This window comes from Bacteroides sp. OM05-10AA, assembly GCF_003439055.1.
Taxonomy (GTDB): Bacteria; Bacteroidota; Bacteroidia; order Bacteroidales; family Bacteroidaceae; genus Bacteroides; species Bacteroides intestinigallinarum.
This window is the reverse complement of the sequence record NZ_QSUR01000027.1, coordinates 37,108-53,834: the sequence shown is the minus strand read 5'-3', so window position 1 is coordinate 53,834 and position 16,727 is coordinate 37,108. Positions and strand designations below refer to the sequence as shown.

Annotated in this window: 9 protein-coding genes; 8 read left to right on the top strand and 1 reads right to left on the bottom strand. The window is 43.0% G+C overall.

Annotation, left to right across the window (positions count from 1 at the left end):
• Positions 1-44 precede the first annotated feature (44 nt).
• The 4 genes from DXB58_RS19185 (at position 45) to DXB58_RS19170 (ending at position 6,696) form a co-directional block, all read left to right on the top strand.
• Positions 45-1,223, top strand: coding sequence for a glycoside hydrolase family 76 protein (locus DXB58_RS19185; protein WP_117932216.1), 1,179 nt, complete (start codon positions 45-47; stop codon positions 1,221-1,223).
• Between the two features lie 106 nt (positions 1,224-1,329).
• Positions 1,330-3,435 carry a family 43 glycosylhydrolase gene (locus DXB58_RS19180; protein ID WP_122137916.1) on the top strand — a complete coding sequence of 702 codons (2,106 nt, stop codon included), beginning with the start codon at positions 1,330-1,332 and terminating at the stop codon, positions 3,433-3,435.
• A gap of 22 nt (positions 3,436-3,457) precedes the next feature.
• Positions 3,458-5,614 carry a GH92 family glycosyl hydrolase gene (locus tag DXB58_RS19175; protein ID WP_122137915.1) on the top strand — a complete coding sequence of 719 codons (2,157 nt, stop codon included), beginning with the start codon at positions 3,458-3,460 and terminating at the stop codon, positions 5,612-5,614.
• A gap of 191 nt (positions 5,615-5,805) precedes the next feature.
• On the top strand, positions 5,806-6,696 hold the full coding sequence (locus tag DXB58_RS19170) for a PfkB family carbohydrate kinase (RefSeq protein ID WP_122137914.1): 891 nt from the start codon (positions 5,806-5,808) through the stop codon (positions 6,694-6,696).
• A gap of 20 nt (positions 6,697-6,716) precedes the next feature.
• Here the strand turns inward: DXB58_RS19170 and DXB58_RS19165 are convergent, their stop codons facing one another.
• Complete coding sequence (locus DXB58_RS19165; protein ID WP_122137913.1) at positions 6,717-8,363, bottom strand: alpha-L-fucosidase; 1,647 nt, start codon at positions 8,361-8,363, stop codon at positions 6,717-6,719.
• Between the two features lie 139 nt (positions 8,364-8,502).
• On the opposite strand from DXB58_RS19165, the gene DXB58_RS19160 reads away from it, so the two are divergent.
• The 4 genes from DXB58_RS19160 to bglX all read left to right on the top strand — a co-directional run bounded on the left by DXB58_RS19160 (position 8,503) and on the right by bglX (position 16,687).
• Positions 8,503-9,363: an AraC family transcriptional regulator gene (locus DXB58_RS19160; RefSeq protein WP_122137912.1), complete on the top strand. Its 861-nt coding sequence runs from the start codon at positions 8,503-8,505 to the stop codon at positions 9,361-9,363.
• A 209-nt stretch (positions 9,364-9,572) separates the two neighbouring features.
• Positions 9,573-12,638, top strand: a complete 3,066-nt coding sequence (locus DXB58_RS19155) for a TonB-dependent receptor (RefSeq protein ID WP_122137911.1) — start codon at positions 9,573-9,575, stop codon at positions 12,636-12,638.
• Between the two features lie 64 nt (positions 12,639-12,702).
• A complete protein-coding gene (locus DXB58_RS19150; RefSeq protein WP_122137910.1) occupies positions 12,703-14,235 on the top strand; it encodes a RagB/SusD family nutrient uptake outer membrane protein in 1,533 nt (510 codons plus the stop codon).
• A gap of 142 nt (positions 14,236-14,377) precedes the next feature.
• Positions 14,378-16,687: a beta-glucosidase BglX gene (bglX, locus tag DXB58_RS19145; RefSeq protein ID WP_122137909.1), complete on the top strand. Its 2,310-nt coding sequence runs from the start codon at positions 14,378-14,380 to the stop codon at positions 16,685-16,687.
• Positions 16,688-16,727 lie beyond the last annotated feature (40 nt).

The window sequence follows — 16,727 nt, the reverse complement described above, 5'->3', positions numbered from 1 at the left end:
CTGTTTCTCGTAAGGGAAACAGACTGCTAAAAACAGAAGCAATTATGAAAAATATATTATTCGGGATTTTCCTTACATTTTCATGTTCTCTGATGTCGTGTGGCTCATACGACGATGAATATATAGAAGTAAACCAGTTTCCTAAGTACTCATGGACAGCAGCAGCCGACAGCGCTTCAACGACTTTTGTAAACAGGTATTGGAACACATCTGTGGGATGTTTCAACAATACATTCGACGGACAAATAGCACAAAACGACTATTGGCCCGAAGCTCATGGTCTGGATGTGGTAGTGGATGCTTACTTGCGTACCCATGATGAAAAGTATAAAAAAGTAATCTGGGATTTTTATGATGGAGTAAAAAATAAAAATGGAGGCAAATGGAGACACGATTTTTATGACGATATGGGTTGGCATGCAATGGCTCATCTACGTGCATACTATGCAACCAATGATGACCGGTTCTTAAAATCATCTCACGATCTGTGGACATGGATCACCGAAGGTTGGAATGATTACGACGGTGGAGGTATCCAATGGAAAGTAGGAACTGATGCTGAAAGTATGGGGAAAGGTATACCATCAAACGGACCTGCAGCTATTATTGCAGCCAGATTTGCACAAAAATACCCAGATGAGACCATAAACGGATTCACTAATCTACAATGGTCACTACGGATATACGAATGGATGAAATATCACCGTACCGTATTGTCTACAGGCCGGATATTTGAAAATTATGACACTACAAATGGAGATTATTCGTATGATGTAGGAACATTTATGGGAGCAGCTATCGAGTTATATAATATAACCAAAGAGAAAGTATATTTTAACGATGCAGTGAAAGTAGCCCGTTATCATATAGCAAACAATGTAAATACCGCCTATAAGGTTATGAGGGATTATGGCGAACAAACCGGTGATGGCGGCGGACACGACTGTAACCTCTTCAAAGGTATATTTGTACGCTACTTTACCATACTTATACAGCATCCGGATCTTTCAGACGGTGACAGAATGCGTTTTGTTGCTTTCCTGAAGAATAATGCAAATTACTTATGGACTCTTGGAACCGAAAAACCGGATATCAAAATGAGTCCTACGTGGTGGCAAATGCCAAAAGGTGATACATCATGGGGCGATTTACGTTCCGCCATTAGCGGTACAACAACTATAGAAGCTATGGCTTTATTAGAGAAAAATGGATTTGTAGATTAAGTAAAATCTATAACAAATAAACTACCCATCTATTTATTACCCTGCAATCTTGGCTAATTGCAGGGTAATAGCACCTCCTGTTATATCCAATCATAAATAATATCAGATGAAACAACATATTAATTTTAAGTCCTTACTCACTTTAGCAATAATAAGTCTGTTGGGAATCAGTTTTATTGCTTGTAACGACAAAGATGAAATAGAAGACGAGCAACTCATTGCTGTTAAGAGTCTTAACGTCCCTGTCAATGATGAATACATTGTATTACAATCTGTTACAGATCTATTATTCGAATGGTCAAAAAGCGAAACTAAAGATGTTAATTATACGATTCTATTCGATAAAGAAAATGGCAATTTTTCAGCTCCTGTATATAAGGCTTCATCAGATAATGCAGGGGCAAATACCAATATCAGACTAACACAACGCAAACTTAAAGATATCGCAACCTCTGCCGGAGGTATTGCCGGCAACAATATAAAACTAAAATGGGCTATACAGACCACTAAAGGTTTAAATACCATTCTATCTGAAGAATTTCGAAGTATCACTTTCGTTCTGCCAGCCGATTTAGGTGGCATCATCAAAGAGGGAGAGAAATTATACATCACCGGAGAGGGAGCAGAAGATGGTCAAGAAGTGAAAAAAGTAGAATATAACAGCACCACGATTTATGAAATATATACGAAACTGGAAGCTAACAAACCCTATTCTTTTTATTCGCAACTAGGTGAGCAAAAAAGAACGTTCAACCTGAAAGAAGATGGTATAACATTGAACGAGACTACCGGACAGCAGTTCTCTGGAACAACAGTAACACAGACAGGGACTTATCGCATCCGTTTGAACTTCAATACCTATCAGGTTACCACAGAGAGAATAAATAAGGTAGCAATTCGTTTTAGCTGGACAGGACGGAAAAATGAATTTAATTATACCTCAAAGGGCTGCTGGGAACTAAAAGATTATAATGTACAATTATTCGCTACTGACTGGGGCTTTGACGAACGATACAAAATAATCTTCACTATTAACGAACAAGAAGAAGCCTGGGGACAACTCGGACCTGAATTCGGACAAAGGCCGGCCATTGACAGACCCGGCTACAGAGACATGGCCCCCACTGCAACCGGACAATGGGATGGAGCACAGTTTAAATTTCCAGCCGAACTATGTGATGAAAATGACTTGAACAGGTATTATACCACTATTTTGATCTCAATGACAGCCGAGAAGAATTATACTCATGATTTTCTGGACATCACTTCTCATGGAAGTTATACCGCCAAATACCAAAACCCTGTATTTACAGCCTTTTCCTTACCCGACCCCGATGTGATAAGGGGAGAGGATGGCTACTTCTATCTGTATGCAACGGAACACTCTCTGACAGATCCCAATATGAAAAATGCACCTATTATGAAGTCGAGAGACCTTATTAACTGGACAAGAGCTGGCTCCATCTTCACAGATGCAACTCATCCTCAAATAACAGGAATGAATGATGCTGGTATCTGGGCACCTACTGTAAGTAAGGTGAATGGCAAGTATATGATATACTACTCACAGCCTGCACCCGAATGGAAGCATGCCATCGGTGTAGCTACTTCATCTTCGCCAACCGGTCCTTTTACCGATCATGGAAAACTAATAGACAGTAATGAGCAGGGAGTCGATATTTCCATTGATGCTTATCTTTATCAGGAGGATGGCCGTAACTACCTGTTCTGGGGCAGTTTTCGCGAAATTAGCGTGATAGAATTAACTGCCGATGGAATGTCTATCAAGAAAGGAGCAGTAAGAAAGAAAGTTGCCGGAGGTCAATACGAAGCCGCCTATGTTATCAAGAAAAACGGAGTATACAATCTGATATTATCTACCGGCCAATATCATAAAGGTGGTACATACAGTTTAGTTGTCGGACAATCGAATAACATCATGGGTCCATATACCAATAAAAAAGGGGAAGATATGAACGATGTCAAGCATGAGTTAATGTTGAAAGGCAATAACCGATTCTCTTCAACCGGACATTGTTCGCGCATCATCACAGACGATGCGGGTCAGGACTGGATTCTGTATCATGGATATGTTGACGAGCTCGATTATCGTTGCCTGATGCTTGATAAAGTAAATTGGATAAATGGATGGCCGGTTGTGAATAATACATATCCCACTTATACCGGATATAGCGCTCCTGTATTCAGATGAAAATTGATTAAATAGAAAATATATGTTTGGAAAAATTAAAGCGACTATCATTCTCGCCCTTCTAGCCATTGTGGCAGGATGTGCAGTTCAGAAGGATAAGAACAAACGTTTGACCGATTATGTCAATCCATTTATAGGGACTACCACCTTGTGGGACAGTATAGATTTAGGGTACAATCCCACTCGCAGGGCATGGGGAGGGGAGACTTTTCCCGGTGCATCCTTACCTAACTCTATGGTACAAGTCACTCCCGTCACCATGTGGCGAAGCGGCTCGGGCTATCAGTATGAAGATACTATTATCCATGCTTTTGTTCATACCAGCAAAGGGCATTGGAATCTCTGTTATGTTCCATTTATAGCGGTAAGCGGGAATGTTGATCCAAAATCTTATTATACGGGGTATAGTCACGATAACGAATCGGCAAGTCCCGGATATTATCAGGTCTATCTCAAAAAATATGATATTAATGCAGAGGTGACTTCATCATTACGATGTGGTTATCACAAATATACTTATAAAAACGGGAAAGAGAAAAAACTATTGGCCGACCTCTCCCATTCTAATGAGTATATAAGAGGCTGGAATATAGAGAAGTCGGGCGATAACGTGTTCAGCGGCTATCAACAAACAGGTCCTACTTTCTATTTCTATGCAGTTACCAACCATAAGATCAAGGATATAGAATCATTGAAAGATGGAGATGCAGAAGTTCGCATTATAAACTTTATCGACAATGAAAACATAGACAATCCTCTCGAAATGAAGGTCGGCTTCTCTTATGTTAGTGTTGAAAATGCAAAGAAAAACCTGGAGGCAGAGATACTCAATAAAGATTTCGAGCAAGTAAGAAATGAGGCAAGCGACACATGGGAAGGATTGTTATCTAAAATTCAGGTGTCAGGCGGTACGGAGGAGCAAAAAGAAACCTTTTATTCTGCTCTTTACAAAGCATTTTTATGGCCTATATTATTGAGCGATGTTAATGGAGAATATGTTAACGCCAAAGGCGAGGTGGTAAACAAAGGATTTCGTTACTACAGTGAACCTTCTTTTTGGGATGATTATCGCAATAAGTTGATTTTGCTGGGTATGGTCTCTCCTGATGTCACGGCGGATGTCATAAAGTCTATTACCGATTATGGAGAAATTAAAGGATTTATGCCAAGATTTTTCCATGGAGATCATGCGTCTGCCTTTGTTACAGGGAGTTATTTAAGAGGCATCCGTGATTTTGACGTGCAGAAAGCATATAAAATACTATTAAACAATGCTTTTGCAGAGGGCGAAGGTAGCAGACCTCATATTAAAGAGTATATGGAACGAGGATGGATATCCGAAATGGATATTAAAGATCCCAAATTGGAAACAGTAGCAAAAGCAGCCGTGACAAAAACACAGGAATATGCATACGATGATTATGCCACTGCCTTGCTGGCAAAAGAATTGGGCGATATGCAAAATTATGAAAAGCTAATGAAAAGAACAGATAGCTATAAACATTTATTCGATTCTACCACACAGCAGATGCGTCCCCGGTTGGAAAATGGAGAATGGGTTACTCCATTCGACCCTAAGAGACCATTCTATGAATATATGTATCGTGAAGCTAATGGATGGCAATCCACATTCTTTGCTCTCCACGATCCTCAAGGTCTCATTAATTTATTCCCCAGCAAAGAGGCATTTGAAACGAAATTAGACTCATTATTCATGATCCCATGGGAGGGATATGAAGCACATAATCTGACTACTTTTATCGGTCAATATTGTCATGGAAACCAACCTGGACATAGCGTTCCTTATATGTACTATTTTGTAGACAAACAGGAAAAGTCACAGAAAATATTGAATAAGATCCTGAACGATTATTATCGCATGGGACCCGAAAAATTAGCATATTGCGGTATGGATGACGCAGGAGAGATGTCTTCGTGGTATGTATTGAATGCCATAGGGTTATATACATATTCACCCGCTGACCCCAAGTATATTATCACTGTACCCTTATTCGACAAGACAACATTTAATTTGAATGGCAAAGATTTCACTATTAGCAAAAAAGGAAATGGAGAAAAGATAACAAACATAACTTATAACAACGAAAAAGTTGAAAGTTACTTCATTACACATGATAAGTTGAAAGAAGGAAAAGAGTTGATAATTAGCGTGGAATGAATGGTAAATCATAAGAAACGGACGAATTTCAAAAGGATTAAGGTATGAGATCTGGTGTTTTTTTGTCACTTTAACTAGGTTTATCAGAAATAAAAAATACCTTTGCGAAAGAATTAGAAGCTCATTGATTTAAGTAAAATAAACTAGAAGCCTTCAGGATACTATCTTGGAGGCTTTTGAATTGATTTGATATGAATAAACATCAACTTTGCTGCATCGGTCACATCACATTAGACAAAGTAGTCACTCCTCAAAACACTGTCTACATGCCGGGAGGAACAGCTTTTTATTGCTCACATGCCATCCGTCATTTTAATGATATTGATTATGCGCTGGTAACGGCAGTAGGCGCCACCGAGATGAAAGTTGTAGAGCAACTACGCGAAGCGGGTATTAACGTAACCGCCTTACCTAGCAAGCACTCCGTATACTTCGAAAATATCTATGGTGCCAATCCGGACGACCGTACCCAACGTGTATTAGCGAAAGCCGATCCGTTCACCGCCAGCCAGCTCAAAGAGATAGATGCACAAATCTACCACCTCGGTTCTCTGCTGGCAGATGATTTTTCATTAGAAGTCATCAAAGCACTATCCCAGAAAGGTTTGATTGCAGTAGATTCGCAAGGTTACCTGCGCGAGGTTCGTGACACCCACGTTTATCCGGTGGACTGGACAGATAAGAGAGAAGCCTTGCAATATATTCATTTCCTCAAAGTCAACGAGCATGAAATGGAAGTGCTGACCGGTCTTTCCGATCCGCGTGAAGCTGCCCGTCAATTATATAAATGGGGAGTAAAAGAAGTATTAGTCACCTTGGGAAGCATGGGCTCACTTATTTTCAACGGAAAAGAATTTTATCGCATCCCGGCCTATAAACCCAAAGAAGTGGTGGATGCAACAGGATGTGGAGACACTTATACCATCGGCTATCTATACCAACGGGTGTCAGGTGCCGGCATTGAAGAAGCAGGACGTTTTGCTGCAGCCATGTCGACTTTAAAAATAGAGAAATCCGGTCCTTTCAGCGGAGATAAGGAAGATGTCATTGAATGTATCAGGACTGCAGAACAGATGTTCTAAAGTCCTGATCTCTCATGTATCTACTTTCTAATCTTAAACACCGGTGCAATCGCGTTCACCCGTTTATCAGGCATATTTATAACAAGCCCCTGTTCAGAACGGGTGAACGAAACTTTCCCGTAGCCCAGTAATTCAACTTTACTGATCTTACCCGGATGCAACTCACTTTTTGCTGCCAATGATTTAATCGTGATTTGTTTCTCTTCCGGCCATGCCAATACGACAGCATATAAGCTTTTATCCGTTTGTGTAAATCGAATCTCTTTTGAAGTTGCCTTGTCATAAGCACCTTCATTAAACCCTTGCGCATTGATAGGGATAGCAGATTCCGCTATCGGACCTTCACCGAAGACTTTCCACGGACGAGTATCGATGATAGCTTCTTTATTGACAGTCATCCAGTCACCCAAATCATTCAGAATCACTTCTTCTTTTTCGTCAAACGTTCCATCTGCCCGTAAAGGGACGCTAAGCAATAAATTACCATTCTTGCTGACAATATCAACCAACAGCTTTACGACTGACGCAGCCGACTTATAACCATTATGCTCATAAATAGAGGTGTTGTAATGCCAACCTCCGATACATGAGCACGATTGCCAGGGCTCTTCAATAATCTTGTTGGGAGCACCACGCTCTACATCCCAAACCAAAGCCTTACGCTGCTGCTCATCCAGAATCTTACCAAACATCACAGCTTCCAGTTCCCCCTTATGAGTCGCCATATTATGATTATAGAAATGTGCGGCAATCTTCAACCCGGCATCACTGATAGGATAAAAAGGAAGTACGGTTACATCAAAATAAATCAGATCAGGATTATAGCGGTTTATTGCGTCCAACGTACGGTCATAAAAATTCGTACAATACTCCACTGTTGGCTGGCAAACTCCATTTCCCCATCCCCATTGTCTATGAATCATGCCATTACTCCAGCTACCTTCACTCATCGGATGATTCTGTGCATACAAATCTTGGGGATCATATCCTTCCCACCACTTACCTTTACCATCCTCTTTAGTGAGCTTTCCATCATAAGGAATACCTGCTTTCGCCCCCTCTCTATCATAACGCTGTGAAGGCTCATACCAGGTCCAGGCATGATCGGCATGGAAACTAATACCAAAAGGAAGCTCGTATTTACGCGCAGCCTTCTCCCATTCTGCAAGAATATCCCGCTTAGGTCCCATGTTCACCGAGTTCCACGGTTGGTACCGGCTATCCCAGAGATCCATATTGTCATGATGATTACCCAAAGCAAAGAAATATTGCGCCCCTATTTTCTTATATAATGCAACTAACTTATCAGGATCCCATTTCTCTGCTTTAAACAAAGGAATAATATCCTTGAAACCGACCTCGGATGGATGTCCATAGTGTTCCACATGATGTTTATAAGCTCCCGAACCTTCAAAATACATCTCACGCGCCATCCAGTCACCGGAACCTTCCACACACTGGGGTCCCCAATGAGCCCAAATACCAAACTTGGCATTTCTAAACCATTCGGGAACTTTGTAATTTTTCAGGGATTCCCAAGTCGGTTCAAATTTCCCTCTCATCATTTTCTCATTCTTTTCCGAAACCGGAACAGGATAATTTTGAGCTATTACTGTCTCTCCGCATAATAATAAAACAGAAATCAATAATAAGTGTGTTGTTTTCATGATATAACTATTTATAATTTCTCTATATTTGTGACGATACAAAAATAGAACAGCAAATTGAGATTTTCATTATCCAAACACGTCATCATATAGGATATTATCGATATTTGTATGTTAAAACAATTAATTCGCTAAAGTTATGACACAATCCATCGACCAACTACATTTGTTGATATTAAACGTAGGACTAGCCATCCATAACGCAGATTGGAACTGGAAAAACGTCAGCAGTCCATTCACCAGACTGTACTATGTGACCGAAGGAACCGCACGTATCATCTTACCGTCAGGAGTACAGGAGTTACTCCCCAACCACCTCTACCTGATTCCGTCATTTACAACTCACAGTTATTCATGTGAGGCCTATTTCTCGCATTATTACCTCCATATATATGAAGACCATCAATCGGAAATGAGCATTCTGGAAGACTATAACTTTCCTGTGGAAATACCGGCAGGCGACTTAGAACTGCCACTCATAAAAAGATTGTGCCAGATCAACCCGACCATGCACTTGCCGCAATCTGATCCGACAAGTTATGACAACAATCCGACATTGATTAAAAGTATCATCAAAAACAAACAACGAGACTTCTATGATAAGGTAGAGTCAAGGGGAATAGTTTATCAACTCATGGCACGTTTCCTAAAAAATGCCAAGCCTAAAATTGAAACAAATGACGACCGGATTCAAAAAGCCCTGTCTTATATCCGGAAGAATATCTATCAAAAAATAGAAATAGATTCGCTGGCAGAAATCTCCTGCCTGTCCAAAGACCATTTCATCCGGCTTTTCAAAAAAGAGGTAAACAACACTCCATTGCAATATATCAACCAGAAGAGAATTGAAAAAGCACAGCTCATATTGATAACAGACAACATGTCGATTAAGAACATTGCTTATCTGCTAGGATATGAGGACCAGTCTTATTTCAACCGCTTATTCAAAAAATTGACAGGACTTACTCCACAACAATACAAAGATACATACAAGTCATAAAGCATAATTCTATCCCCACACACTGATTCCGTATTAAATCAATGGAGGCTCTATTTATTTCAGCTTCCACTCTCCCCCTCTGCCTTTACTATTGTGTTAAAAACAAGCATTTCCCCTTTTTCCCTAAATCTTTTTTGAATTTCGTTTGTTCCCTTTGTTACTCTCGCCAAAAGACGGCAGAAAAAAGACTTCAACCTAAATAATAACAAATGGAAAAATTTAATGCAATGAGGACTAGACTTTTACAACATCTTCAGAAAAAAGCCATCAGGTCAAGGAGCATCATGACGCTTGTTTGCCTGCTACTGGCCTCTGCATCAGTCTTTGCACAGACAAAGACGGTGACAGGAACAGTGACGGATGCTGCCAATGAGCCATTGATCGGCGCATCGGTACTCGTACAAGGAACTTCCACCGGAACCATCACGGATATGGACGGTAAATATTCAATCTCTGTCACTCCGGAGGACGTGCTGGTATTTTCATACGTGGGAATGACTTCGCAAAGCGTCAAAGTGGGGACACAGAGCGTAATCAATGTCACTTTAAAAGAAGACTCGCAAGTGCTAGCCGAAACAGTCGTTATCGGATACGGTAGTGCAAAGAAAAGAGACCTGACAGGTTCTATCACCAATGTCAAAGGAGAAGAAATAGCCAACAAACCGGCTATGAATCCGCTGTCTTCCCTTCAGGGAAAGGTAGCAGGTGTGCAGATTGTAAACTCCGGACGGGCCGGCTCTGATCCGGAAATCCGTATCCGCGGAACAAACTCCATCAACGGATATAAACCGCTTTACATTGTCGACGGACTATTCAACGACAACATCAATTTTCTGAATCCGGAAGACATCGAGTCTATGGAGATTCTGAAAGACCCGTCATCTCTGGCTATCTTCGGTGTTCGCGGTGCGAACGGTGTGATTATCATCACCACAAAGAAAGCCAAAGAGGGACAGACACTGGTGAATATCAACACTTCTTTCGGTTTCAAAAAAGTAGTGGACAAGGTGAAAATGGTGAATGGTTCGCAATTCAAGGAACTATATAGCGAACAACTTGCCAATCAGGGAGACGCTCCGTTCGATTATACCGGTTGGGATGCCAATACAGACTGGCAAGACGAAATTTTCCAAACTGCTTTCATTACAAACAACAACATTAGTATTACAGGGGCTTCGCCCAAACATAGTTTCTATCTGGGTGTAGGCTACTCTTACGAACAGGGAAACATCGAGCATGAGAAATTCAGCAAGGTGACCATCAACGCCAGCAATGATTATAAGATTACAGACTTCTTGAAAGTCGGTTTTCAGTTTAACGGAGCACGTATGCTCCCTGCCGATTCCAAGCAGGTGCTGAATGCTCTTCGTGCCACTCCTATTGCTCCGGTGTATAACGAAGAATATGGATTATATACCTCTCTGCCCGAATTCCAGAAAGCACAGATCAACAACCCGATGGTAGATATAGGCTTAAAAGCGAATACTACCAAAGCCGAGAATTATCGGGCATCGGGTAACATTTACGGTGAAGTGGACTTCCTGAAACATTTCAAATTCAAAGCTACGTTCTCAATGGATTATGCATCCAATAACGGACGTACCTACACACCGATCGTAAAAGTATATGATGCCGCAGTTAGCGGAAACGTCTCTACGTTGGGAACAGGAAAGACAGAAGTCAGCCAGTTCAAGGAAAATGAGACGAAAGTACAGAGCGACTATGTATTAACCTATACCAATAGTTTCGATAATGGCAATCATAACCTGACTGCAACCGCCGGTTTTACGACTTACTACAACTCTTTGAGCCGGTTGGACGGAGCACGTAAACAAGGTGTAGGACTGGTTATTCCCGACGATCCGGACAAATGGTTTGTCAGCATCGGCGATGCCGCCACAGCTACCAATGGAAGTACCCAATGGGAACGCAGTACGCTATCCGTGCTTGCACGTGTCATCTATAATTATAAAGGCAAATATCTGTTCAACGGTTCATTCCGCCGGGATGGTTCTTCCGCTTTCTCCTATACAGGCAACGAATGGCAAAACTTCTTCTCCCTGGGTGGAGGTTGGCTGATGTCTGAAGAAGAATTCATGAAAGATATCAAATGGCTTGACATGTTGAAAATCAAAGCATCCTACGGTACACTGGGAAACCAGAATCTGGATAAAGCCTATCCTGCCGAACCGCTATTGACCAATGCCTATTCGGCAGTCTTCGGAAAGCCGTCTATCATTTATCCGGGCTACCAACTGGCTTATCTGCCCAACCCTAACCTCCGTTGGGAAAAAGTAGAAGCATGGGAAGCCGGATTCGAAACGAATGTTCTTCGTAACCGCTTGCATTTTGAAGGTGTTTATTACATGAAGAACACCAAAGACTTGCTGGCAGAAGTTCCCGGTATTTCCGGAACAATCCCCGGCATCGGTAACTTGGGACAGATTCAGAATAAAGGAGTAGAAATGGCAGTGACCTGGCGTGACCAGATCGGCGAATGGGGTTATTCTGTCAGTGCTAACCTGACTACCATCAAGAATGAAGTGAAGAGCCTCGTTCAGGATGGATATTCCATCATTGCCGGAGATAAGCAACAAAGTTATACGATGGCGGGGTATCCTATCGGATATTTCTACGGATATAAGGTAGCAGGCGTTTATCAATCACAAGCCGACATCGATGCATCTCCGGAAAACACCCTGGCAACAGTTACCCCCGGTGACTTGAAGTTTGCCGATGTCAACGGTGATGGTAAAATCACTCCGGAAGACCGTACCATGATAGGCAATCCGACTCCTAAAGTTACTTACGGTTTATCTCTCGGAGTAGATTACAAAAACTGGTCGTTAGGCATCGACATGATGGGACAGGGTGGAAACAAGATTTACCGCACATGGGACAATTACAACTTTGCCCAATTCAACTACCTGGAGCAACGTCTGGGCCGTTGGCACGGAGAGGGTACTTCCAACACGCAACCCTTGTTGAATACCAAACATTCCATCAATACGATGAACTCCGACTATTACATTGAGAACGGAAATTTCTTCCGTATCCGTAATATACAGTTGGCTTACGCATTCGACAAGAGCCTGCTTGCAAAGATACGTTTACAGGCACTCAAGGTTTATGTGAACATACAGAACCTGAAGACATGGAAACATAACACCGGATATACACCGGAATTGGGAGGTACCGCTACTGCATTCGGAGTAGACAACGGCAGCTATCCCGTACCGGCAGTCTATACTTTCGGAATCAACTTAACATTCTAGTGATAAGGTGTCACTGCCAGTTTTCCATGCGGGACACCACTTTAATCTTTAAAACTATCATTATATGAAACTGAATAAATATATATTTGCAACCCTTATCACTTCAACGACCTTATTTCTAGGTGGTTGTAGTGACTTCCTGGACCGTAGTCCACAAGGACAGTTCACGGAAGATGATAATCCGAACGCACTGGTCAACGGTAAGATTTACAACGTCTATACGATGATGCGTAATTATGATGTCACCGCCGGACCTCCTGCACTTGCCATCCACTGTTTCCGTTCCGAAGATTCGGAAAAAGGAAGTATTTCCAGTGACGGTTCTGATGTAGCCGAAATGTACGACGACTTCCTGTACACACCGACCAACGGTTTGCTGGGTGCTTATTGGGGGAAAAATTATGCCATCATCTACCAATGCAATGACATACTTACCGCCATCGCAGATAAAGAAACAGCCGGACAGACAGAGGCTGAAGACATTATCAATAAAGGAGAGGCTTCTTTCTTCCGCGCCTATTGCTACTTCAATTTGGTAAGAGCCTTCGGTGAAGTACCTCTGGTAACTTATAAAATCAACGATGCTTCGGAAGCCAATATCCCGAAAACAACGGTGGATAAAATCTACGAGCAGATAGACAACGACCTGAAAACAGCGGAAGAGTCATTGCCGGAAACATGGAGCACCGAATACACCGGACGCTTGACTTGGGGAGCCGCCCGTTCTTTACACGCGCGTACTTATATGATGCGCAACGATTGGAACAATATGTACACGGCCTCTACCGACGTTATTAAAAAAGGATTGTACAACCTGAAGACTCCCTACGACGAGATATTCACGGACGACGGCGAAAACAACGGCGGTTCCATATTCGAACTGCAATGTACAGCTACTGCCGCTCTTCCCCAAAGTGATATTATCGGTAGCCAATTCTGCGAAGTACAAGGCATTCGCGGAGCTGGTAAATGGGACTTAGGCTGGGGATGGCACATGGCAACAGAATATATGGCACAGGCTTATGAACAAGGTGACCCGCGTAAGAATGCCACCCTACTCTATTTCCGCCACTCGGATGATGATCCTATCACCCCGGAAAACACCAATGAGCCTTATGGCGAATCTCCGGTTTCTCCGGCAATAGGTGCTTACTTCAATAAGAAAGCATATACCGATCCGGCTTTGCGTAAAGAATACACCAACAAGGGCTTCTGGGTAAACATTCGCTTGATTCGCTACGCTGATGTATTATTGATGGGAGCTGAATCAGCCAACGAAAAAGGAATCCCGGGTGAAGCAATCGACTATTTGGAACAGGTCCGCGCACGTGCCAGAGGTACCAATACCAATATATTGCCTAAAGTAACGACCACCGACCAGGGAGAATTGCGTGATGCCATCCGCCACGAACGCCGTGTGGAACTGGGAATGGAATTCGACCGTTTCTACGATCTTGTTCGTTGGGGTATTGCAAAGGAAGTACTGCACGCAGCCGGTAAAACAAATTATCAGGACAAAAACGCATTACTGCCATTGCCTCAAACAGAGATTGACAAGTCTAAAGGAGTACTGGTACAGAACCCCGACTATCAATAAAAAAGTTTCTCGGTGCCGAACGGTTGTTTCCTCGGTGCCGAAACTACTGTTTCTCGGTGTCGAACGATGTCCTCCTCGGTGCCGGACATTCAACATATAGGGAGGACTTTAGAGTAATGGATATAAAAGTAGGAATAATAGCATGATATACAAAAAGTTAAGTCTATCCATCCTGTTGTTTGCCGCAGGTTTTCTGACCGCATCGGCACAGAAGTCGCCACAGGATATGGATCGCTTCATCGACGTATTGATGAACAAAATGACTTTGGAAGAAAAGATCGGACAGTTGAACCTTCCCGTCACCGGAGAGATTACTACGGGACAAGCCAAAAGCAGCGATATTGCCGCTAAAATCAAAAAAGGCGAAGTGGGAGGACTGTTCAACCTGAAAGGAGTGGAGAAAATACGTGAAGTACAAAAGCAGGCTGTGGAAGAATCCCGTTTAGGAATTCCATTACTGTTCGGTATGGACGTTATTCACGGATACGAAACGATGTTCCCCATCCCACTCGGATTGTCTTGCACCTGGGATATGACTGCCATAGAGGAATCTGCCCGCATTGCAGCCGTAGAGGCCAGTGCCGACGGTATCTCATGGACTTTCAGCCCGATGGTGGATATTTCACGCGACCCTCGTTGGGGACGTGTGTCCGAAGGTAACGGTGAAGACCCGTTTCTCGGAGCCATGATTGCCGAAGCGATGGTGCGCGGCTATCAGGGGAATAACATGGAACGGAATGATGAAATCATGGCTTGTGTAAAACACTTTGCACTATATGGTGCGGGAGAAGCAGGACGTGACTATAACACCGTAGATATGAGCCGTCAGCGGATGTTCAATGATTATATGCTGCCGTATGAAGCAGCCGTTGAAGCAGGTGTAGGTAGCGTAATGGCTTCTTTTAATGAAGTGGATGGTATTCCGGCCACTGCCAACAAATGGTTGATGACAGACATTCTCCGCGGACAGTGGGGATTCAACGGTTTTGTGGTAACCGATTATACGGGTATTTCAGAAATGATCGATCATGGTATCGGTGATCTTCAAACGGTATCGGCCCGTGCCATCAATGCCGGAGTGGATATGGATATGGTAAGCGAAGGTTTTGTTGGAACATTGAAGAAATCCGTTCAGGAAGGAAAAGTCTCTATGGAAACGTTGAATACTGCTTGTCGCCGTATTCTGGAAGCCAAATATAAACTGGGATTATTTGATAATCCTTATAAATATTGCGATCCGAAACGTCCGGCACGCGACATCTTTACCAAAGCGCATCGCGATGCAGCCCGCAGGATTGCAGCAGAAAGTTTCGTCCTCCTAAAGAACGACAGCCCCGACGGTAATCCGAACGGAAATCCGTTACTGCCTTTCAATCCGAAAGGAAATATTGCAGTGATCGGTCCGTTGGCAAACAGCCGAAGTAATATGCCGGGTACATGGAGCGTAGCAGCCGTGCTCGACCGCTGCCCTTCTCTCGTGGAAGGACTAAAAGAGATGACTGCCGGAAAAGCGAATATCATGTACGCCAAAGGAAGTAATTTGATGAGTGATGCCAGTTACGAAGAACGGGCAACGATGTTCGGTCGTTCCCTGAACCGCGATAACCGCACCGACCAACAATTGTTGGATGAAGCGTTGAACGTAGCCCGCCGGTCGGACATTATCATCGCTGCCTTAGGCGAATCTTCCGAAATGAGTGGTGAAAGTAGCAGCCGCACGGATTTAAACATTCCCGATGTACAGCAGAATCTGTTGAAAGAGCTTTTAAAGACAGGCAAACCGGTAGTATTGGTATTATTTACAGGCCGTCCGCTTACGTTGAGCTGGGAACAGGAACATGTACCCGCCATTCTGAATGTATGGTTTGGAGGTAGTGAAGCAGCTTATGCCATTGGCGACGCCCTCTTCGGCTATGTCAATCCGGGTGGTAAACTGACTATGACTTTCCCGAAGAACGTAGGCCAGATACCTCTTTATTATGCGCACAAGAATACCGGACGTCCTTTGAAAGAAGGTAAATGGTTTGAGAAATTCCGCAGTAACTATCTCGATGTGGATAATGATCCGCTTTATCCGTTCGGTTACGGTCTTTCTTATACAACTTTCTCTTACAGTGACATCGACTTGAGCCATTCCAGCATGGATATGACCGGATCATTGACCGCAGCAGTGGAAGTTACCAATACCGGAACATGGCCCGGCACGGAAGTCGTACAGCTTTATATCCGTGACGTTGTAGGCAGCAGTACCCGTCCCGTCAAAGAGCTGAAAGGCTTCCAGAAAATATTCCTGGAACCGGGAGAGATGAAGATTGTCCGTTTCAAGATTGCACCGGAAATGCTACGGTATTACAATTATGACCTGCAACTGGTTGCCGAACCGGGCGACTTTGAAGTGATGATCGGTACGAACAGCCGGGATGTGAAAACTGCGAAATTTACGTTGAACTAAACTTTTAGGCACGGATTACACGGATTACGCTGTTGTTTTA